This is a genomic window from Ornithinimicrobium pulveris (assembly GCF_050261105.1).
Lineage (GTDB): Bacteria > Actinomycetota > Actinomycetes > Actinomycetales > Dermatophilaceae > Ornithinicoccus.
In genome coordinates this window covers 2610249-2630624 of the sequence record NZ_CP189837.1, presented here as the reverse complement: position 1 = coordinate 2630624, position 20376 = coordinate 2610249, and the positions used below count along the sequence as shown (strand labels likewise).

Sequence of the window (20376 nt, the reverse complement as noted above, 5' to 3'; positions counted from 1 at the left end):
CGACCTCGATGAACTCCCGCCGCGCCCTCGCCGGCCTGGTGGCGATCCTGCCGCTGGCGCTCCTGCTCCTGGTGCTGCCGGCGCTCCCGCCGCCGCTGCAGATGCCCTCACGGTGGGCGCGCGGCGAGGTGGATACGTGGACCGACGGCGCCACCTTCCTCGGCATCGTGCTCGCGGTCGTCGTGGTGGCGGCGCTGCTGGCCGCGGCCTCCGCGATCCTGCAGCGGATGATCCCGCCGGCCTGGTCCCGTTGGGTGGTGGCGCTGTCCGCCGCGGTGGGTTGGCTGGCCTTCCTCACGTATGTCGTGACCGTCTGGCGGATCGGGGTGGACGGGCCTGAAGGCGTCTCGGAGGGCTGGCTGCTGCTGGAACTGCTCGGTGCCGCGCTCGCCGGCGTCCTGGCGTATGTCGTGCACGGTCGCCGTCGTCCGACGCCCGAGCAGCTGGCCGCGCTCATCCCCGAGCGGGCGCGGGTGCAGGCGGTGCGCGGGCGGTCGGTGCGCCCGGTCGAGCCGTGGAGCACGGAGGTGGCGTCCACGACGCTGTGGGTGATCGGCTGGGTGGTGCTCGCTGTCTTCGCCCTGATGGCGGTCCTGATGGTGGCCACCGGTGAGGGCTTCCTGGTCGTGCCCTTCGCGCTGGTCGGCGTGGTCACCTCGGTGCTCGCGCTGGCGTGGGCGCGGATCCGGATCGAGGTGGACGAGGACGGTCTCGCGGTGCGTTCGAGGGTGCTTCCGGTGCGGCTCAGCGCCGTGCCCGCCGCCGAGGTCGCGGGCGTGGAGGTCCGCGAGCTGGACCCGATGAAGTGGGGCGGCAAGGGACTGCGCGCCCTGCCCGAGCGGACCGCCTACATCGTGGACGGCGGGCCGGGGATCGTGATCTACAAGCGCGACGGGCGCCGCCTCGCGCTGCAGATCACCGAAGGCGATGCTGCGGCGCGGGACGGCGCCCGCTCGTTGCTGCGCGCTGCCGGTCAGCGGCTGGGGGAGAGCTCCGGTTCCTGAGCAGCGATGTCGGGGTTGGCCGGGGCGCCCAGGCTGCGCTCTAGCTTGGCGCCTTCGACATCGACGTCCGGCAGGATCTTGTTGAGCCACGTCGGCAGGTACCAGGCGCGCTCGCCCAGCAGGGAAAGCACCGCCGGGGTGAGGGTCATCCGGACCAGGAAGGCATCGACCAGGACCCCGACAGCCAGACCCAGACCGATCGGACGGACCATCGTCAGGTGCGCCCAGATGAAGCCGGCGAAGACCGAGACCATGATGATCGCGGCGGCCGTGACCACTCGAGCGTTGTGGTTGAAGCCGGTAACGACGGCGGTGCGGGCGTCCTTGCCGTGGACGTGCTCCTCACGCATGCCTGAGACCAGGAAGACCTGGTAGTCCATCGCCAACCCGAACAGGATCCCGATGAGCAGGATCGGCAGGAAGGAGATGATCGGTCCTGGCTCGTTGACCCCGAAGAGGAAGTCGAGGTGGCCCAGCTGGTAGACCGCGACCACGGCGCCGAAGGCGGCCACGATCGAGAGCAGGAAGCCTGCGGTCGCGAGCAGCGGCACCCAGATCGAGCGGAAAACCAGCAGCAGCAGGATGAGGGACAACCCCACGACGACGGCCAGGTAGATCGGCATCGCGTCCGCCAACTGCTCGGAGATGTCGATGTTGGCGACGGTCTGCCCGGTGATGTCGATGCTCGCGGCATGCTCGGCACCGATGGCAGGCAGCTTGGCGTCCAGGTTGTCGACCAGCTCGACGGTGGACTCCTCGGTGGGGCCACCCTCGGGCTGCAGCTGGAAGACCAGCACGTCCCGCGCGTCGTTGACACCGGCCGGGAGCACCCGGAGCACGCCCTCGACGTCCGCGAGGTCCTCGGCGATGTCGGCCTGGGCATTCATCAGGGCGACTTCACCCTCGGCGACCGGTGACTCGAGCTCGGCCACGGCCAGGATCGGCCCGGTCGCGCCGGCGCCGAACTCGCTGCGGACGGTGTCGTAGGTGGTGTATGCGGTGGAGCCGGCCGGCTCGGAGCTGCTGTCCGGCAGGCCCAGGCGCAGTTGACCGGCGGGGTAGCCCAGGGCCGCGACGATGCCGATCACGCCCAGGATCGCCAGCCAGGGGCGGCGCTGCACGAGGGCGGCCCAGCCGCGCCTGGTGTCAGCGTCCTTGGCGTCCTGAGCGGCGGTGTCCTGCTCGTCACCGCTCGCGAGGGCGGACCGCATCTTCTTGGGCAGCACCCGTAGGCCCATGAGCGAGAGCAGGGCCGGGGTCAGGGTGATCGCGACCAGGACCGCGAGCCCGACGGTCGCGGCGGCGACCAGACCCATCACGCCGAGGAAGGGCATACCGGTCAGGGTGAGCGCGGACAGCGCGATGATCACGGTGAGCCCGGCGAAGGTCACGGCATTGCCGGACGTGCCCACGGCCAGCGCGATCGACTCGCGCACGTCCATCCCGTGCCGCAGCTGGGTGCGGTGCCGGTTGATCAGGAACAGCGAGTAGTCGATCCCGACCGCCAGGCCCAGCATCAGCGCCAGCACCGGGGTGATCGACTGCATGTCGAACAGCGGTGAGAGGGCCATCGCTCCGGCGACACCGATCCCGACGCCGACCAGCGCCATCAGGATGGGCAGCCCGGCGGCGATCAAGGTGCCGAGCATGACGAGCAGCACGATCCCGGCGACGAGCAGACCGACGGCCTCGGAGGGGCCGAAGATGGTGTTGAGGTCCATCGAGAACTCCTGCGAGAAGTCCACCTGGACGCCGCTGTTGGCCTCGATCGCGTTGCCGATCTCCTGGATCTCATCGGCCACCTCAGGGTTGATCGAGGCGACATCGCCACCGGTGACCGAGACCTGGGTCATCGCCACGGTGCCCGCCTCGTTGACGACCCGCATGCCGTCGGTGAGGTCGGCCATCCGCTGCCCGGCGGCCAGCTCCTCCTCGCCGGTCTCCAGTTCGGCGCGGCCGTCGGTCAGTTCCTGCTCGCCGTCGGCGATCTGCTGCTCGGCCTCCTCGAACTGGGCCTGGCCGTCCTCGAGCTCCTGGCGACCGGCGTCCAGCTCGGCCTGGGCGGCGTCCACCTGCTCACGTCCGGCGTCGAGCTGAGCCTGCGCGGCCTGGATCTCGGCGCGGGCGGCCTCGGCCTGCTCCGGCGGGACCATGCCGGCGGCGATCCCGGCCTCCAGCTCCTCGGACTGCTGGGTCAGCTCGGCCTGGCCGGCGTCCAGCTGGCCGCGCTGCTCGTCGAGCTGGGCCTGACCCTCCTCGAGCTGGGTGCGGCCCTCCTCGGCCTGCTCGCGGCCGTCCGCGAGCTGCTGGCGCGCGTCCTCGAGGTCCTGCTCGCCCTGCTGGAGTTCGGCGCGGCCGTCCTCGAGCTGCTGGCGGCCGTCGGCGAGCTCGCTCTGGCTGCTGTCGAGCTGGTCCTGGCTCTCGAAGGGGTCGATGGCCTCGACGTTGTCGAGGGCGTTCCAGTCGGCGATCACGCCGCTGATCGACTCGCGCTGCGACTGCGTGAACGGCTCGTCGCTGGTGAAGACGACCGTCCCGGTCGTGCCGGACGCCTCCGGGATCTCATCGCGCAGGGTCTGCAGGACCTGTTCGAAGCGGCTGTCCGGGATGGAGATGTCGTTGGTCAGCGGCTTCATGAAGGTCAGCGCGCTCGCCGTGACGATGGCGAGCAGCGCGGCCCAGGCGCCGATGACGGTCCAGCGATGCCGGGCGCACCAGCGTCCGAGTCGGTGCAGGAGGATGGCCACGGTCGTGGTCCTTTCGCTCAGGTATGGCGTGTGGTCAGGTGGTCGATGACCGGGCGACGTCCGTGGCGCACCGGGGGAGGGTCAGGAAGGGCAGGAGGTCAGCCGTCGTGCTCCGGGCGCCAGCCAGCGGCCAGGTAGCCCAGCGCCCGGTCGAGGTGCTCGGGGAAGGCGGCGAGGTCGCTGGCGCTCAGGCGGGTCGGGTCCGCCCGATCGGCGAGCCACGCCTTCTCCGCCGCGGAGAAGGCGTGCATCACGCTGGTCGCCAGGGTGGTGACGTAGAGCGGGTCGGTGCCGGCGGAGAGCATCTCGTGCAGGCGGCCGTCCAGCCAGGTGCCCAGCTCGGTCCACACGGTGCGCTCGACGGCCAGGGCGGCGTCGCCGGCCGTGCCGTGGCAGTTGAGCGCGGCCATCCAGCCGAGGAAGTCGGGGTCGGTGTGTCCGTGGGTCACGAACTCGCGCAGCGCCGCGATCGGGTCCGCCACCAGTCCGGCCTGGTCGATCTGCCCCACCATCGCCTCGGCGTGGGCTGAGAAGACCTCGACCAGGACTGCGCCGATGCTGCCGTAGTAGTTGAAGAAGGTGCGGCGTGAGATGCCTGCGGCCTCGGCCAGCTGGTCCACCGTGATCTCGTCCACGGGACGCTCGACGACCAGGTCCCGCAGAGCGGCGATGACGGCCTCGCGGGTGCGGGCCTTGTTGGCCTCGCGACGGGTCAGGGTTTCGGTCACCCGGGTAGCCTAGGGACAAAAGTGCACAGTGTGCAAATCTGCACGATGTGCACTAGGTCACGTCCTGTGAGCCCCGCCAGCGTCATGGCGCACGTCCGGTGGGCTTGGGGGCGACATGGCGCACGTCCGGTGGGCCCGTTCAGCGTCATAGTGCGCGTCCGGTGGGGATGGGTGGGCCGTGAGCCGCCGTTAGCCTGGGGGCATGGCCCTCTGTCAGCAGTGCGAACGTCGCCGCGCCAGCACGACCACCGTGACCGGGCGTTCGCTGTGCTCGACGTGCAGCAAGGAGTCGGGCTCGCAGATCCGGGCGGGTGCCATCGTTGCGCGGGGCGGAAGCGTGGGCCGGGTGGTCAGCGGTGGGCGGACAGCCAGGTCGTTCCGAGGGATGTACAAGGGGGAGGCCGAGGCGGCGCGACAGCGGCGGGAGAAGTTGGCCAACACTGAGGGTTTCTGGCATCGACTCTGGGTACGCATCGTCGGGTGAGCAGGCTGTCGTGTTGAGCAGGTTGTCAGGTTGTCAGGCCGACGGGTTGAGCAGGCTGTCAGGTGGATCAGGCTGTCGGGTTGAGCAGAGTGTGCGGGGTGATCAGGGCGCTGGATCGATGAGGTCCTTGCGTTGCCGCCGCGCCCGCCGCACCTGACGGACCATGTCGACGCTGAGCACGACGAGGGCGACCCAGACGATCCCGAAGCCGATCCAGCGGGACAGCGCCATCGTCTCGCCCATCACGATGCCGGACGTGAGCTGCAGCACCGGAGCGACGAACTGCAGCAGGCCGATGGTCGACAGCGGCACCCGGGACGCGGCGGCGGCGAAGAGCAGCAGCGGGATCGCGGTGGCGATCCCCGTGGACATCAACAATCCCGTGTGCAGTGCGCCGTGGCCGCCCCAGGTCGTGCCGCCCGTGACGTCGAGCCAGATCAGGATCCCGATCGCGATCGGCAGGATCGCCAGGCTCTCCCCGAAGAGCGTGCGCACCGGCGAGAGCGAGACGCCCAGCCGGTTCTTCAGCAACGAGTAGAGCGCGAAGCTGGTGGCCAGGGTCAACGAGATCCAGGGCGGATGGCCGTAGTCGATGGTCAGGTAGATCGCCGCGACCGCACCCACCCCCACCGCGACCCACTGCAACCGGCGAAGGCGTTCGCGCAGGATCAGCACGCCCAGGCCCACGGTGAACAGCGGGTTCATGAAGTAGCCGAGCGCCGCCTCGGTGACGTGCCCGGTGAGCACGGCATAGGTATACATGCCCCAGTTCACGGCGATCAGCCCGCCGGCCAGCATCACGCCTGCCAGGCGCCGAGGTGTGCGTGCCAGCTGCAGCAGCCAGCGGAAGTCCCGGGCGAGCAGGAGCAGGATTCCGCAGACGACGAGCGTCCAGATGATCCGGTGGGACAGGATCTCCCAGGGCCCGGCCGGGCGGAGGGTGACGAAGTAGAAGGGGAAGACGCCCCAGATCAGGTAGGCGAGGAAGCCGTAGGCGGTGCCCTGCTGGCGCCGCCGCGCCGCGTCCTCGGTCACTCGTGGGTGACTTCCCGGGAGTTGTCCGCCTCGGGAAGCGCCTCGTCGGCCTCCTCGACCACAGCGTCACCGGCGGCCGCCGTGGGGCCGTCGGTCACCTCGCCGTCCAACGTCTGCTCGACCTGGCCCGGGCGGGTGCCGTCCACGGTCCAGGTGTCGCGGCCGCGCAGGAGCTGGTCAAGCGACAGTCCGTCGGCCTCGGCGACCGCTTCGCGCACCTGGGCGCGGACGGCATCGTCGTAGGTGGGGCGCTGCACCTGTCGGAAGATCCCCATCGGGACGTGCTGCATGGTCGGGCCGTCCAGCCGGGAGATCGCGAACGCCTGGCTGGGGTCGGGATCGCTCGGGTCGTGGATCACGATCGTGTCCGTGCTCTGGTCCCCGGCCCGGGCAGCCTGCTCCGGTATGACGTGGAGCCGGCCGGACTCATCCCGCATCACGACCTGGGCCTCCTCCGAGCCCTCCTCGCCGATCCGGATCGGCTCGCCGGCGCGCAGGTGGGCCAGGCGGGCCGAGCGGCTGTCGCGGTCCTTGAGCAGCTGGAAGGCGCCGTCGTTGAAGATCGGGCAGTTCTGGTAGATCTCGACCAGCGACGTGCCGCGGTGGGCCGCGGCCGCCTTGAGCACCTCGGTGAGGTGGGCGCGGTCGGAGTCCATGGTGCGGGCCACGAACGTCGCCTCCGAGCCCAGGGCCAGCGAGACCGGGTTAAAGGGGTGGTCGACCGAGCCGACCGGGGTGGACTTGGTGACCGAGCCGACGTCGGAGGTCGGGGAGTACTGACCCTTGGTCAACCCGTAGATCTTGTTGTTGAACAGCAGGATCGTGAGGTTGACGTTGCGCCGCATGGCGTGGATCAGGTGGTTGCCACCGATCGACAGGGCGTCGCCGTCACCGGTGACGACCCAGACGGACAGGTCCTCCCGGGAGGTGGCCAGGCCGGTGGCGATGGCCGGGGCGCGGCCGTGGATGGAGTGCATCCCGTAGGTGTCGAGGTAGTAGGGGAAGCGGCTAGAGCAGCCGATCCCGGAGATGAAGACGATGTTCTCGCGGCGCAGGCCCAGGTCGGGCAGGAAGCCCTGGACAGCGGCCAGGACGGCATAGTCGCCGCAGCCGGGGCACCAGCGGACCTCCTGGTCGGAGGTGAAGTCCTTCTTGGTCTGGACCCGACCCTCCTCGGTGGTGGGCACGCCCGCGGTGCCGAGCGTCGGCATACCCAGATCGGTGGTCTCGGTGGGGTTCGCGGTGGAGTTCACAGCGGTGTGTGAAGTGGGGTTCACAGCGGGGCCTCCTCTCCCTGGACGTCCAGGAGGTGCTCGTGGAGCACCTGGGCGAGCTCGACCGCGGTGAACGGCAGCCCGCGGACGGCGGTGTGGCTGCGCACGTCGACCAGGTAGCGGCCGCGGAGCAGCAGCGCGAGCTGGCCGAGATTCATCTCGGGCAGCACGACCCGCTCGTAGCGGCGCAGCACCTCGCCCAGGTTGCTCGGGAAGGGGTTCAGGTGACGCAGGTGGGCGCGCGCGACGGGGGCGCCGGCCGCGCGGACCAGGCGGGTCGCGGCGGCGATGGGCCCGTAGGTCGAGCCCCAGCCCAGGACCAGCACGCGCGCGTCACCGGTGGGGTCGTCGACCTCGAGGTCCGGTATGCCGTCGGCGATCCGGTCGATCTTGGCCTGGCGCAGGCGGACCATCCGGTCGTGGTTGGCCGGGTCGTAGGAGATGTGGCCGGTGACATCGGCCTTCTCGATGCCGCCGATCCGGTGCTCCAGCCCAGGGGTGCCGGGGACCGCCCACGGGCGGGCGAGGGTCTGCTCGTCGCGCAGGAAGGGGTGGAAGACCGGCTCGCCCTGGTCGTCCGTCGCATTGGGCTCGGTGGCGTGCTCGATCCGCAGGTACGGCAGATCGGCCGCGGAGGGGACCGACCACGGCTCGGAACCATTGCCGAGGTAGCCGTCGGAGAGCAGGATCACCGGGGTGCGATAGGTGGTGGCCATCCGCACCGCCTCAAGAGCGGCGTCGAAGCAGTCGGTCGGGGACTGGGCGGCGATGACGGCGACGGGTGACTCGCCGTTGCGGCCGTACATCGCCTGGAGCAGGTCGGCCTGCTCAGTCTTGGTGGGCAGCCCGGTCGAGGGGCCGCCTCGCTGGATGTCGATGATGAGCAGCGGGAGCTCGGTGGCCACGGCCAGGCCGACGGTCTCGGCCTTGAGGGCCAGGCCGGGGCCGGAGGTGGTGGTGACCCCCAGGGCCCCGCCGAAACTGGCGCCGAGCGCCATCCCGACGGCGGCGATCTCATCCTCGGCCTGCAGGGTGGTGACGCCGGCGCGCTTCATGGCGGAGAGCTGGTGCAGGATGTCCGAGGCCGGGGTGATCGGGTAGGAGCCCAGGACGAGGGGCAGGCCGGAGCGCTCGGCGGCGGCGACCAGGCCCAGGGCCATCGCCTGGTTGCCGGTGATCGTGCGGTAGGTGCCTGCGGCCATCGGGGCAGGGGCGACCTCGTAGCGGACGGCGAAGTCCTCCGTGGTCTCGCCATAGGCGTGACCGGCACGCAGCGCGGTGAGGTTGGCCTCCAGGATCTCCGGTGCGGAGCCGAACTTGGCGCGCAGGAAGGCCTCGGTCGAGCCGGTGTCGCGGGAGTAGAGCCAGGACAGCAGGCCCAGGGCCAGCATGTTCTTGGCCCGCTCCTTCTCCTTGCGGGTCAGGGACTCGAAGGGGGCGAGCGCCTCGACGGTCATCGAGGTGAGCGGGAGGGAGTGCACGTGGTAGCCGGCGCCCGCGAGGCTCTCGTCCTCCAGCGGGGAGGCCGAGTAGCCGACCTTGGCCAGGTTGCGCTTGGTGAACTGGTCGGCGTCGACGATGATCGTCGCCCCGCGAGGCAGGTCGGGCAGGTTGGCGCGGAGAGCGGCCGGGTTCATCGCGACCAGGACATCGGGGGCATCGCCGGGGGTGGAGATGTCGTGGTTGGCGAAGTGCAGCTGGAAACTGCTGACGCCGGGCAGGGTCCCCTGGGGGGCACGGATCTCTGCCGGGAAGTTGGGCAGCGTCGACAGGTCGTTGCCGAGGGAGGCGGTGTCGCTGGTGAAGCGGTCGCCCGTCAACTGCATGCCGTCGCCGGAGTCGCCGGCGAAGCGGATCACGACGCGATCAAGTTGGTGCAGGGGAGTGCTAGACATGTCACCCACCAGAGTACGCCTGTCGGCTGGGTCCTTCCTGCACCCGGGCGGTCATGCTCACGGAGCCGCTGGCGGTCGGCGCTGTTACGGTGCTGGGAAGGGAACAGGCAGTGTCGTGGGGCTGGAAGGGGCTCGAATCATGTGGATGCGGAGCGAGACGTCTCGAGGGGTCGGCCTCGCTGCGCTGATGGCGCTGTTGCTGTCGGCCTGTGGCCCATCGGAGCGCTCGGGCTCGCAGGAGGGGGCGGGGGCGACGACCGCTCCGTCTCCGGACGCGAATTCGACGGGTGCCGTGGGTGGGGACACCGACGGGAGCGAGGAGACCACGGCCGGGGAGGGTTCGACGTCCGACATGGACGCCACGACCGAGGGTGCCGACGACCTGGACGAGCTCGAGGCCGCTGCGGAGGAGTCGATGGGGTACCTCAAGACCGCCTTCACCGCAGAGGGGATGGAGTGTCGAGGCCCGGATCCGGAGGAGCTCGGCCCCGGCATCTCCGAGTCGGTGGGGCAGGTGTCCGTGCTCCTGCTCTGCATCGACGAGGACGAGGACGCCTTCCTCCTGGTGACCCCGGACTACGAGGAGGATCACCCGGCGTATCACGACAGCGACATCCTTCAGTTCCAGGTGAAGTCGGTCATCGACGCCACGGTCGAAGCTGGTGGTCACGAGCCGGTGGACGGGGAGCACTCCATCTGGACCTACGGGCAAGGCCTGATGCTGCTCTACTCGGTGAAGGACCACGAGTGGATCATGGACACCGTCGAGGCCAGCCTGCCTGCCACGGACCCGGGCAGTGCGGCCGGGGTCGTTCCGCAGCCGCTCTCGCGGCAGCAGGCTGAGGACGGGCTGCTGGGGCTGAGGTCGAGTTTTGAGGGCGTCGGGATGGACTGCGACGGGCCTGACGCGGCGCAGATCGACCCCGAGGTGGGTCAGCATCCGGGAGCCGTGGACCAGTTGCTGCTGTGCACCACTTCGGACGGGGCCACGGTCCTCGTGGCCCCCAATGTGGAGGATGCCGACCAGGCGGATACTCGGGAGCTGATCGAGACGGTCGCGGACCAGTGGGAGGAGGGGCTGCGCGCCGCAGGCGAGGAACCCGCCACCGTGAACGTCGCCAGCTCCGACCACTACGTCTTCGTCTATCCGGAGCGGGACGAGATGCTCGTCCTTCAGGTCTTCGTCTCCGGCGACTGGTGATGTGATCTCAGGCCAGGGCTCCTCAATCCTGGGCGCTTCCCTGGTAGCCGATCAGCCAGCGCAACCCGAACCGGTCCCGCACCTGACCATCAGTGTCGCCCCAGGGGCGGGGCTGGAGGGGGTCCAGCACCTCGCCTCCTTCGGCCAGCGCCTCGAACCAGCGATGCAGGGTGCCCGGCTCATCGGTGCCGAGCAGCGAGATCATCAGGCCCGCCATCCGCACCGGCTCCTCGCCCGGTCCCGCATCGGACCCGCTGAGGCTGACGGGCCCGCTCACACCGCCGTGCGCGATCGCGTCCGGCGGCCCGTCTGCTCGGCCGAACTCCCCGTAGGTGTTCAGCCACACCTCGCCCCCGAAGATCTCGGCATATCTGGCCAGCGCCTCCCGCGCGCAGCCGGGGAAAAGCACGTAGAGCTCGGGGTTGGCCATGGGCTCAGCATGGCACCAGACCCGCTGGGGTGGGGGTGCGCTCACCACTCGCCCGGCTCGTAGTCCTTCACGAAGCAGCCGTACAGATCCTCTCCGCGCTCGCCGCGCACGATGGGGTCGTAGACGCGCGCCGCGCCGTCGACCAGGTCGAGCGGCGCGTGCCAGCCTTCGGCGGCGATGTCCAGCTTCTGCTGGTGCGGCCGCTCGTCGGTGATCCAGCCGGTGTCGACGGCGGTCATCAGGATCTTGTCCGTCTCGAACATCTCGCCGGCCGAGGTCCGCGTCAGCATGTTCAGCGCCGCCTTGGCCATGTTGGTGTGCGGGTGGCCTGGGCCCTTGTACCGCCGCCCGAACTGGCCCTCCATCGCCGACACGTTCACGACGTAGGCGCGCCGCGCCCCAGCCTGCACCGCCGCGCGCAAGCTCGGCCGCAGCCGACTGACCAGCAGGAACGGCGCGACGGAGTTGCACAGCTGCACCTCCAGCAGCTCCAACGGGTCCACCTCGTCCACGTGCTGGGTCCACGAGTTCGAGGTCGCCAGGTCGGGCAGCAGCCCGCCCGCGTCGATCGCCGTCCCGTCCTGGTATGCCGTGAGGCTGGCCGAGCCGGCCGACAGCGCCAGCCCGGTGAGCTCGGCGGGGGAGAGAAGCGACCTACGGGACGGGTCGGTGAGGTCGCCCTCGGGGTCGCCGCGACGCACCTGCCCAGGGGCGTCCGGCACGGTGTGCGGCAGCTCGCCGCGGCGCAAGGTGCCGGCGAGGGCGACCGGGTGGGCATCGCTGATCCGGTCAAAGGTGATCAGGCGCGGCCTGCGAGCGGTCCCCTGCAACGGCTGGGCCTCGCCCTCGAGCAGGTGCGAGTAGGCACCCGGGCTGCGGCGCACCGTCTGGCAGGCGTTGTTGATCAGGATGTTGAGCGGGCCGCCTGCCGCGACCTCGTCGGCGAGCGCCACCACCTGGGTCGGGTCGCGCAGGTCGATCCCGACGATGGTGAGCCGGTCCAGCCAGTCGGGGGAGTCGGCCAGCTCGGCGAACCGCCGGGCTGCGTCGCGCGGGAAGCGGGTGGTGATGGTCAGCTCGGCGCCATCGCGAAGCAGGCGGAGGGCGATGTGCATGCCGATCTTGGCGCGTCCGCCGGTGAGCAGCGCTCGGCGGCCGCGAAGGTCGGTCCGCTGCTCGCGCTTGCCGTGACTCTTGGCAGCGCAGGTCGGGCAGAGCCAGTGGTAGAAGGCGTCGACGTGGGTGTACTTCGCATGGCAGATGTAGCAGCCGCGCGGGATCTTGAGCTCGCCGATGATGCCGGCGCCGTCGGCTTCGAGGGTCAGGCCGCGGGTCTCGTCGTCGATGCGCAGCGGGCTCCCGGTGGCGGTGCGGGCGAGAAGCGCCTCGTCGTGCTGGAGCAGTGGCGCGCGCTCAGCGCGGCGGGCCTGCGATCGGCGGGTCTTGCGGACCTTCTTGTACATCTGCCCCGTCGCGCGCTTCACCGCGCCGATGTGCGGATGGCCAGCGGGAAGTTCGTGCAGCATGCCGAGCACGCGGAGGGTGGTGGCGAGATCGTCGGGGTCGACGGCCTCGCGAACGACGCCGTCGTCGTGGTGGTGGTGGTGGTGGTCGTCGTGGCGCGCGTCGTCCGGCGTCTGGTCGGCGGCTGCCGTGTCCTCCTGCTCCGTCACGTGCCTGATGGTAGGTCGCGGAGGTCGCACACCAGCAGTTCGTCCTGCTCGGTCGCCTCGTGCGCTTGACCGTCCTCGTCCAGATACCGGTAGGTGGTGGTGGTCAGGTGACCGGTCCGCCGATAGCCGAGGCGCTCGTACAGCTGCCCCGCTCTCGGGTTGTCCACGCCGACGCCCATCCCGACTCGATCATGTCCCCGCGCGGCGACGAGGCCTTCGGCGGCGTGGACGAGCGCGGTGCCGATCCCACGGCCCTGATGTTCCGCGCGCACCTGGAGGTGGGCGAGTTCGATCACGTCCGGGTATGCCGTGCGCGTCTCCTCGTGCAGCGGCCCGGTCCAGACGACCGTGCCCGAGCCGAGAGGTTCGTCCCCAGCCCAGGCGATGAGGTAGGTGGTGTCGCCGGACTCCTGGCGGGCCAGGTGGGACTCATGGATGCCGTGACTGGGCCAGGCGTGCTCGAGCAGGGGAAGGTCGTCGCGCGAGGCGGCTCGGACCTCGTAAGAGTTCTGGCGAAAGGTGAAGGGTGCCTGGCGGACAGTGAGATCGCTTGGTGTGTCGGTGACGACGGCGAGGCGGGGAGCGGTTGGTTCTTCCTCCCCGGGGGAGGGTGCGCTGCTGTCGTCGCGGTCGAGCAGCTGGCCGACGTCATGCAGCGACCACTGGGTGGGGAGCCGCGGATCCCGGACGCCCAGGTCGAGGGCGCGCGGGTCCTCCAAGAATCCGGTCCCCAGCGCCTTGACCATGGCCTCTTTGATCACCCACCAGCGGAGGAACAGGTCAGGCAGTTCGATCGCGGTGAGGGAGGCGAGCTCGGCCTGCTCTGCGGGAGAGGCAACGGCGCTCGCGGCGCGCAGGAGCTCAGCCGACGGCAGGGGACTGCCAGTCCTGTCGAGCGGGGGCTCTTCGACGTCGAGGCCGATCCGGATCTGTGCTGCCGCCGGTTTCGCTGCGCGCCGGTCCCGCGAGTTGTCAGTCTGACCTTCGGCGATCGCGAGGGCGACGATCGAGCGCGAGTGCGCGATGCTGAGGCCGACCTGACGGGAATCGTCGAGCTGAAGGACCGGTCTGCCGCCGGGTTCGCTGCCGAGGGGGACGTCCGTCGGGTTGCAGTCGAGGTAGCGACCCAGCTGACGACGCACCCAAGCGCGCGCGGCGAGCCATTCAGGTCCGGACTGGCCGAGTTGTTCTGCGCGTTGTTGGTCGCCGGTGGTGATCTCGTCGGCAATTCGAGCAGCAGCCGGCCGCGGACTCGCTCGCCAGGCCCACACGACATCGACCCCAAGGTGCGCAGTCTCGACTCCGCCAGGGCCAGCAGTGTAGGCCCCCCTCTCCCCTGCGGCGGCGGCAGATCTCGGGCTCACGAGAAGGGCGGCACGTCAGCGCAGGGCGTGCTGGGCTGCGGCGATCTCGCCGACGCGGTCGTCCTGGATGGCTGCGACGAGGCCGTTGACCGCGTCCTCGATCTGGTCGTACATCCGGATGTAGGCCTCCCGCGGCAAACCCCAGGGGTCGGGCACATCCAGCACGCCGTCGGAGGTATCCCTGGCGAAGGCTCCGAGCCGCACCACCTTGGCCTCGTCCTCGGGAGTACGAGCCAGCGCGAGGACGTCGTCCTCGTTGGCGGAATCCATCACCAGGACCAGATCGACGTCATCGAAGTGGTCGGCGACGAACTGCTGAGCACGAGACTCGAAGGCGTAGCCGCGGGACTCGCCCTCTGCGATCGACTGCTCGTGCGGTGTGGAGCCGACGTGGTAGTCCGCGGTGCCAGCGGAACTGACGGTCACATCGTCCAGACCAGCTTCGGCGAGGTGGTGGATCAGCACCGACTCAGCGGCGGGGGAGCGGCAGATGTTGCCCAGGCAGACGGTCATGATGCGCATGCCCTTCAGGATGTCAGGTCGCCGTCGCTAGAACGGTGGGGGTTGGTCGTTGGGGTCGGTCCAGGGAGTGTCGGTGGCCGGGGTGTCGGCGCTCGGGGTGTCGGTCCGGGGGGTGTCGGCGCCCGGGGTGTCGGTTGTGCTGTCGTGCTGGTGGTGGTCGCTGGGATCGGTGTCCTGGTTGGCGGCTTCTCGGGTGCTGCGGTAGGTGTTGTGGTGCTCGGTGCGGGCTTGGTCAGCGGTCTCGGGGTGGGGTCCGTAGCCGCGGCCGCCGGTGGTGGTGGTGTGGGTGAGGTCGGTGATGGGCCAGCCGGTGTAGCCCTCGTCGTGGTCGGCCCAGGGGTTGTCGGCGGGGTGGGCCAGGGGGGTGCCGGGTGGTCGGTAGGACAGGGCGGTGTAGATCTCGTGGTCGATCGCGTGTGCTCGGGCGGTCGCGGGGTCCAGCCCGGCACCGGCCGCGGGCCCGGTGCCGGCTGTGGGGCTGGTGCTGGTGGTGGGGGTGGACCAGGTGGTGGTGTTCTGCTCGATCCGGGTTTCGGCGGCGTCCAGGAGGGTGGCGTACTGGTTGTAGTCGTGGGTGCGGGTGCGGTAGATCCGGCCGAGCAGGGAGCGCCAGGTCACGATCCGGGTGGTGTTCATGGTCGCTGTCCACTCGCGGCGGGTTTTGGGGTCGTGGTCCCCGCCGTGCAGGGTCTGCAGGTTTGGCTCGGCTGTCGGCCCGCCGCGCTCGGGGTGGGTCCGGTTGTAGGGGATGACGTGGTCGAGCTGGGTGTACGGGGCGTGCTGGAGGCAGCCGGGGGCCCGGCAGGTGACATCGGCCGCGTGGACCTGGGCGCGCATCGCCGCGTCGGGGGTGTAGGAGGTGATGGAGCGTTCGACACAGCGCCCGTCGGCGGGATCGGTCAGCAGCCGGTACATCGTGGTCCCTGGTGACAGGAACAACTCACGCAGGTGTCCAGCGTCCAGGAAGATCGGGTACGCACCGGTGACCTGACCCACCAACCCCACAGACGGCCGCCCATCAGGGGCCGGTGGCCGCTCATCAAGCGCCGGCGGCCGCTCAGACTCGGTGCCTGAGGGCATCGCAGAGCCAGCAGGAGCTAGGGGTATCGCAGAGCCAACTGGAGCTGGGGGTATCGAGGCCGAGGCTGGCTCCTCCTCCCCCGAGGGTGAGGCCTCTGGTGGTGGGGTCCCTGGTGGTGCGGGGTGGCGGCGTGGGGGTGGGGTGTTGATGCTGGTACCGGTCAGGGCGTCCAGGGGGACGATCACGTTGAGGACTGCGGCGGGCAGGGCCCGCATGACGGCGATCATCTGCTGCGACCATGCGGTGGACACGACATCGTCCCCGAGCCCGTCCAGGGTGTCGGGGCTCTGGGGCCGGGCGTTCGCGTCCTTGTGCCGGGTGTTCTTCTGCCCGGTGTTCTTCTGGTTGGTGCTGGCCAGGTCGGGCAGGTTGAGGGTGGAGTGTAGGAGCAGGGACAGGGCGATGTCGGTGCCGAGTTGGTCCAGGGTGCGCGGGTCGCCTGCGGCGCGGGCGGCTCGGGCGGCGCGTTCGAGGCGGTCGGTGGCGGCGATGATCTGGGTCGCGGTGCCCTGCAGGGTTACCGTGGCGGTGCCGTCGTCGTGGACACGGGTGCGGTAGCGGCGGGCGGCGCGGGCGCGTTCGCGGGCTTGGGCCCTGGCCTGGGCGTCCTGGCTGTCCAGGCGGGCGATCTCGCGGTCCAGGGCGTGGTAGTACTCCTTGTGGACCCAGGGCTGGTCGGTGTAGTCCCCTTCAGGACTCAGGCGTTCCTTGGCCAGGGTGTCGGGGTCGGTCCCGAACAGGGCCTGGGCGATGACCAGCCCGTCCTCGTGGGCCCGGGTGCCGGCCTGGCGCCAGTACCGGCGCACCAGCCGCCAACTGGCAGCGCCGGTACGCATCGCCTCGGTCGTGATCGTGGTGATGTCGCGGGGAGCGGTCGCCAACGCGACCAGGTCCGCGCTCTCGCCTTTGCCCCAGCCGCTCACGCACGCGATCTCGCGGGCGGTCGCGCTCTTGGTCCTGGCGACCCACCGGGCCCGTACCGAGGACGCGAGCTCGCCCGGATCGTCGGTGGCCTTGTCCGCGAGCAGCACCCGCCCGGTGCGCACCGCCAGATCCCGGGTGACCTGCACCAACGCGGCATCCAATGCCGCGCCCAGCCCGGTCAACACCCCGACCCGCTGCAACACCACCGACGCATCCCGCACCACCACCGGCACCTCCTGAGACGCCGGCCAGGGCTCGGGCGAACCGGCCGGTGGGACCTCGGCCGAGCCGGTCGGCGGGACCTCGGGCGAACCGGCCGGCGTGGCGCCGGCCTGCGGCTCCTGGGCGGCCTCAGCGGCCCGGGTGGTCTCCACCAACCACTGCGAAGCCGTGCTCGACAGGTCCTGTCCCTTAGCCAGCGCTGCGAGCGTTTCCGCGGTCGCGGTCAACAACTCGACCTCCCGCTGCCCGATCCCCAGACCGACCAGCGCGGCCCGGACCCGACCCACCGGACACCCCACCTCACCCTGCTCAAGATCCTGCGCCCGCTCAGGATCCTGAGCCGGCTCGCTTGCGCCGGTCGGCTCGGGCTCCAGCGCGCCACACGCCACCAGCACGACCTCTCCCCGCGGCCCACGCGGATTCCACGTCACATCCATCAGCCCACAGCACCCCGACACGCACGAGCACGCAGGCCAGTAGACCGATGACCCCGACGAGAGCGAGGAACACGAAGACGAGAGCGAAGAGCACGAAGAAGACAGGGACGAGGACGACGCGGCAGCACCCAGAGAAACAGCCCACCGCAACACGTGCGCCACATGCTCCTCCACGAACGAACGCCGCACCCTCGCCATCAGACCTTCCCTCCCTCCGTCATCCTCGGGGTCGCTTTGCGTCCCCTGATCGGTGGTCCCCGCCCCTCACGACGACCTTGTGCGGACAACGTTAGAACACGTGTATGAATCAGGCAACCCTATTCCGCTCAGGGCGGAAACGCCTTCGTCAGGGCAGGATGGCACCCATGTCCTCCGCCTCCGAGCCGTTCACCAAGACCCGCGCGGGGGCGCCGCCGCTCTTCTTCGACCGTGAGGCGCTGGGCCTGCGCACCCTCGCCGCAGCCGGCGCCCGCGTCCCTGAGGTCTTGGACATCTCGCCAGATCACATCACCATCGCCACCATCGATTCCGGCGGCCACCGCACCCCCGCCGGTGAGGAAGCCTTCGGCCGCGAGCTCGCCGAGCTCCACCGGACCACTGGGGAACGGTACGGCTCCCTGGACGGTGAGCCCACGGCATACCTGGGGGACTGCCCAGTCGACCTCACGCCGACGGCGACCTGGCACGAGTCCTGGGTCGAGCGCCGCATCCTGCCACTGGCCCGACAGGCCGCCGATGGGGGCCGCCTCGACCCGGCGACAGCAGCCCTCGCCGAGCGCATCACCCCAGATCACCTGGGCCCCAGTGGGCCGCCCACCCTCGTCCACGGCGACCTGTGGGCTGGGAACCGCCTCGTCGACACCCGCGGGCGCAGTTGGCTGATCGACCCGTGCGCGCACTATGGGCACCGGGAGGTCGACCTCGCGATGATGCAACTCTTCGGAGGCTTCAGCGGGCGGGTCTTCGCCGCCTATGTCGAGGCCCACCCGCTCGCCGAGGGGTGGGAGGAGCGGATCCCGGTCTATCAGTCCGTGCCCCTCCTCGTGCACGCGATCCTGTTCGGCGGCGGGTACGGAGTCCAGGCCGGCGACGCGCTCCGGGCGGCCGTCCCATGAGGACGCCTGCCCCGCCGCTGTCGGATGCCGACGTACCGCGCTTTCTCGCTGACCTCGAGCTACCCGGGCTGGCCGACGTGCACGTGCACTTCCACCCCGAGCGCCTCACGGAGCGCATCTGGGCCTACTTCGACGAGGGCGAGAGGCACTACGGCCTCCCGTGGCCGATCCACTACCGAACCTCCACAGACGCGCGGTTGGCCACCCTCGCCGAGCTCGGCGTCCACCGCGTCCCCGCGCTCACCTACGCTCACAAGCCGGGCATGGCGGCCGCGCTCACGCAGTGGTGCGGCGGGTTCGCCGATGCCCACGAGCAGGTGCTCCGGTGCGCCACGGTCTACGCCGAGCCCGACGCCCCCCTGTATGTCGCAACTGCCCTCGCGCAGGGACTGCAGCTGGTCAAGGTGCACCTGGTGGTCTCGGACATCGCCCCCGATGACGCCGAGCTGGACGAGGTGTGGTCAATGCTGACGGAGGCGCGGGTGCCGGTGGTGATGCATGCCGGTCACGGTCCGCGCGCGGGCCGCTTCAGCGGACCGGAGGGCGTGCGCCGCCTGCTCGCCGACCATCCGGAGCTGACTCTGGTCGTGGCGCACATGGGGATGCCGGACTACGACGCCTTCGCCGATCTGGCCGAGACCTACGACCGCGTCCACCTGGACACCACGATGGTCGGCACCGACTTCATGGAGCGCATCGATCCTGTCCCCAGGCGCTTCCTCGGTCGGCTGGTCGAGCTGCAGTCCCGGGTGATCCTCGGCTCGGACTTCCCCAACATCCCGTACCCCTACGCCCACCAGCTGGAGGCCCTGCACCGCTGGGGACTTGGTGCGGACTGGCTGCGGGATGTGCTGTGGCACAACGGGAACCGACTGCTCGACGAGGTCCGCACGCCCCCGCCGGGCTGACAGGGCGCAGCGGCCCCTGACATGCTGACCACCATGCAGACGCCGGTGCCTGACTATCTGTCCGATGTCCTCGATGCTTGCCGGGAGCCGGACGAGGGCGATCTCGCGGACTACATCCCCCAGCTCGCCCAGGTGAACCGTGATGACTTCGCCGTCGCGATCTCCACCCCTGACGGCACGGTCTACCGCGCCGGCGACTGCGGTGCGCCTTTCACGATCCAGTCGATCTCCAAGCCGTTCGCCTACGCCCTCGCCCTCCAGCAGCACGGCATCGACGGTGTGCTCGAGCACGTGGGCGCCGAACCTTCCGGCGATGCCTTCAACGAGATCTCGCTCGACCCAGCGACCGGCCGTCCCCGCAACCCGATGATCAACATCGGCGCGATCACCACCCACGGCCTGATCGGCGAGCCCGAGATGGATGGCGACGAGCGTTTCGCGATCGTCCGCGAGGGCCTGTCCGCCTTCGCCGGCCGTGAGCTCGAGGTCGACGAGGACGTCTACGCCTCGGAGCTGGACACCGCCGACCGCAACCGCGCGCTGGCCTTCATGGCCCGCACCTATGACCGGATCCTGGGCGACCCGATCGAGGTTGTCCGGGGCTACACCAAGCAGTGCTCGCTGGTCGTCTCCACCTCGGACCTGGCGATCATGGCCGCCACCCTCGCCGACGGTGGGGTCAACCCGCTCTCCGGGCGACGGGTCCTCTCACCGGAGGTGGTGCGCCAGGTGCTGTCGGTGATGACGACCTGCGGCATGTACGACGCCGCAGGCGACTGGGTCTCCTCGGTGGGCATCCCCGCCAAGAGCGGCGTCTCGGGCGGGATCCTGGGCGTCCTGCCCGGTCAGGTGGGCATCGGGGTCTTCTCGCCGCCGCTGGACTCCTTCGGCAACAGCGTCCGGGGGGTGCGGGTGTGCGAGCGGCTGTCTGCCGACATGGGGCTGCACCTGATGTCCGCCGCACCGGCCGGCCCCTCGACCGTGCGCGAGGTGCGGCATCGCCGGATCGAGCTCGACGGCGTGCCCCGGAACACCACGATCGTCGAACTTCAGGGGGTCATCCACTTCAGCGAGGGCGAGCGCGTGCTGCGCCGGTTGGTCGCCCTCGGTCATCCCGATGAGCCGGGCGCCGACGGCGTGGCGCTCTGCCTGACCCGCGTCACCTCCTTCAACCAGGCGGGCCGACGGATGCTCCTGGAGGGCATCCGCCGGCTATCGCTGGATGGGTATGACGTGACCCTGGTCGATCCGGATCGCACCCTGCCCGACCCGGACGCGGGCGACGGCGTCCGCCCGAGAGTGGTCACCGAGCTTCCCGACTGACCACCATCG

The 20376-nt window shown here is 70.4% G+C and carries 16 protein-coding genes; 6 read left to right on the top strand and 10 right to left on the bottom strand.

Annotation, left to right across the window (positions count from 1 at the left end; genetic code table 11):
* Positions 1-8 precede the first annotated feature (8 nt).
* Positions 9-1004, top strand: coding sequence for a hypothetical protein (locus tag ACQBAT_RS12325; RefSeq protein WP_420747730.1), 996 nt, complete (start codon positions 9-11; stop codon positions 1002-1004).
* On the opposite strand, the gene ACQBAT_RS12320 is transcribed toward ACQBAT_RS12325, so the two are convergent.
* Together ACQBAT_RS12320 and ACQBAT_RS12315 are read right to left on the bottom strand one after the other, a co-directional pair.
* Positions 974-3751, bottom strand: coding sequence for an MMPL family transporter (locus tag ACQBAT_RS12320; RefSeq protein WP_420747731.1), 2778 nt, complete (start codon positions 3749-3751; stop codon positions 974-976). The two genes, ACQBAT_RS12325 and ACQBAT_RS12320, sit on opposite strands and share 31 nt — an antisense overlap.
* A gap of 98 nt (positions 3752-3849) precedes the next feature.
* Entirely contained in the window at positions 3850-4479 is a 630-nt protein-coding gene (locus ACQBAT_RS12315) for a TetR/AcrR family transcriptional regulator (protein WP_420747732.1), read from the bottom strand.
* 202 nt (positions 4480-4681) lie between these two features.
* Between ACQBAT_RS12315 and ACQBAT_RS12310 the strand changes: the two genes are divergently transcribed.
* Entirely contained in the window at positions 4682-4963 is a 282-nt protein-coding gene (locus ACQBAT_RS12310) for a hypothetical protein (protein WP_420747733.1), read from the top strand.
* A gap of 102 nt (positions 4964-5065) precedes the next feature.
* Here ACQBAT_RS12310 and rarD read toward each other — a convergent pair whose 3' ends face one another.
* The 3 genes from rarD to ACQBAT_RS12295 form a co-directional block, all read right to left on the bottom strand.
* Positions 5066-5998, bottom strand: a complete 933-nt coding sequence (gene rarD, locus ACQBAT_RS12305) for an EamA family transporter RarD (RefSeq protein ID WP_420747734.1) — start codon at positions 5996-5998, stop codon at positions 5066-5068.
* A complete protein-coding gene (locus ACQBAT_RS12300; protein WP_420747748.1) occupies positions 5995-7209 on the bottom strand; it encodes a 2-oxoacid:ferredoxin oxidoreductase subunit beta in 1215 nt (404 codons plus the stop codon). The genes rarD and ACQBAT_RS12300 overlap by 4 nt, the downstream gene beginning before the upstream one ends.
* Positions 7210-7271: 62 nt before the next feature.
* Complete coding sequence (locus ACQBAT_RS12295; RefSeq protein WP_420747735.1) at positions 7272-9167, bottom strand: 2-oxoacid:acceptor oxidoreductase subunit alpha; 1896 nt, start codon at positions 9165-9167, stop codon at positions 7272-7274.
* A 292-nt stretch (positions 9168-9459) separates the two neighbouring features.
* On the opposite strand from ACQBAT_RS12295, the gene ACQBAT_RS12290 reads away from it, so the two are divergent.
* On the top strand, positions 9460-10368 hold the full coding sequence (locus tag ACQBAT_RS12290; RefSeq protein ID WP_427197692.1) for a hypothetical protein: 909 nt from the start codon (positions 9460-9462) through the stop codon (positions 10366-10368).
* A gap of 22 nt (positions 10369-10390) precedes the next feature.
* Here the strand turns inward: ACQBAT_RS12290 and ACQBAT_RS12285 are convergent, their stop codons facing one another.
* The 5 genes from ACQBAT_RS12285 to ACQBAT_RS12265 all read right to left on the bottom strand — a co-directional run bounded on the left by ACQBAT_RS12285 (position 10391) and on the right by ACQBAT_RS12265 (position 16979).
* Positions 10391-10798 (bottom strand): VOC family protein, encoded by a 408-nt coding sequence (locus ACQBAT_RS12285; RefSeq protein WP_420747737.1) that lies wholly within the window; start codon positions 10796-10798, stop codon positions 10391-10393.
* 41 nt (positions 10799-10839) lie between these two features.
* Positions 10840-12324, bottom strand: coding sequence for an SDR family NAD(P)-dependent oxidoreductase (locus ACQBAT_RS12280; RefSeq protein ID WP_420747749.1), 1485 nt, complete (start codon positions 12322-12324; stop codon positions 10840-10842).
* Between the two features lie 143 nt (positions 12325-12467).
* Complete coding sequence (locus tag ACQBAT_RS12275) at positions 12468-13742, bottom strand: GNAT family N-acetyltransferase (protein WP_427197691.1); 1275 nt, start codon at positions 13740-13742, stop codon at positions 12468-12470.
* A 108-nt stretch (positions 13743-13850) separates the two neighbouring features.
* Positions 13851-14357 carry a low molecular weight protein-tyrosine-phosphatase gene (locus ACQBAT_RS12270; protein WP_420747739.1) on the bottom strand — a complete coding sequence of 169 codons (507 nt, stop codon included), beginning with the start codon at positions 14355-14357 and terminating at the stop codon, positions 13851-13853.
* A 27-nt stretch (positions 14358-14384) separates the two neighbouring features.
* Positions 14385-16979 (bottom strand): HNH endonuclease signature motif containing protein, encoded by a 2595-nt coding sequence (locus ACQBAT_RS12265; RefSeq protein ID WP_427197690.1) that lies wholly within the window; start codon positions 16977-16979, stop codon positions 14385-14387.
* Between the two features lie 407 nt (positions 16980-17386).
* Here ACQBAT_RS12265 and ACQBAT_RS12260 point away from each other — a divergent pair, with 407 nt between their 5' ends.
* Genes ACQBAT_RS12260 through ACQBAT_RS12250 form a run of 3 tightly spaced genes read left to right on the top strand, consistent with a single transcriptional unit; the run spans position 17387 to position 20367 of the window.
* Positions 17387-18136: a fructosamine kinase family protein gene (locus ACQBAT_RS12260; RefSeq protein ID WP_420748187.1), complete on the top strand. Its 750-nt coding sequence runs from the start codon at positions 17387-17389 to the stop codon at positions 18134-18136.
* Complete coding sequence (locus ACQBAT_RS12255; protein WP_420748188.1) at positions 18133-19044, top strand: amidohydrolase family protein; 912 nt, start codon at positions 18133-18135, stop codon at positions 19042-19044. The genes ACQBAT_RS12260 and ACQBAT_RS12255 overlap by 4 nt, the downstream gene beginning before the upstream one ends.
* 33 nt (positions 19045-19077) lie before the next feature.
* Positions 19078-20367, top strand: coding sequence for a glutaminase (locus ACQBAT_RS12250; RefSeq protein ID WP_420748189.1), 1290 nt, complete (start codon positions 19078-19080; stop codon positions 20365-20367).
* Positions 20368-20376: the final 9 nt, after the last annotated feature.

Excerpts from the sequence above, each read along its gene's own strand:
- ACQBAT_RS12325 (WP_420747730.1), top strand. The coding sequence starts at position 9 with ATGAACTCCCGCCGCGCCCTCGCCGGCCTGGTGGCGATCCTGCCGCTG.
- ACQBAT_RS12310 (WP_420747733.1), top strand. The coding sequence starts at position 4,682 with ATGGCCCTCTGTCAGCAGTGCGAACGTCGCCGCGCCAGCACGACCACC.
- ACQBAT_RS12300 (WP_420747748.1), bottom strand. The coding sequence starts at position 7,209 with ATGCCGACGCTCGGCACCGCGGGCGTGCCCACCACCGAGGAGGGTCGG.
- ACQBAT_RS12295 (WP_420747735.1), bottom strand. The coding sequence starts at position 9,167 with ATGTCTAGCACTCCCCTGCACCAACTTGATCGCGTCGTGATCCGCTTC.
- ACQBAT_RS12285 (WP_420747737.1), bottom strand. The coding sequence starts at position 10,798 with ATGGCCAACCCCGAGCTCTACGTGCTTTTCCCCGGCTGCGCGCGGGAG.
- ACQBAT_RS12280 (WP_420747749.1), bottom strand. The coding sequence starts at position 12,324 with ATGCTGCACGAACTTCCCGCTGGCCATCCGCACATCGGCGCGGTGAAG.
- ACQBAT_RS12270 (WP_420747739.1), bottom strand. The coding sequence starts at position 14,357 with ATGCGCATCATGACCGTCTGCCTGGGCAACATCTGCCGCTCCCCCGCC.
- ACQBAT_RS12260 (WP_420748187.1), top strand. The coding sequence starts at position 17,387 with ATGTCCTCCGCCTCCGAGCCGTTCACCAAGACCCGCGCGGGGGCGCCG.
- ACQBAT_RS12255 (WP_420748188.1), top strand. The coding sequence starts at position 18,133 with ATGAGGACGCCTGCCCCGCCGCTGTCGGATGCCGACGTACCGCGCTTT.
- ACQBAT_RS12250 (WP_420748189.1), top strand. The coding sequence starts at position 19,078 with ATGCAGACGCCGGTGCCTGACTATCTGTCCGATGTCCTCGATGCTTGC.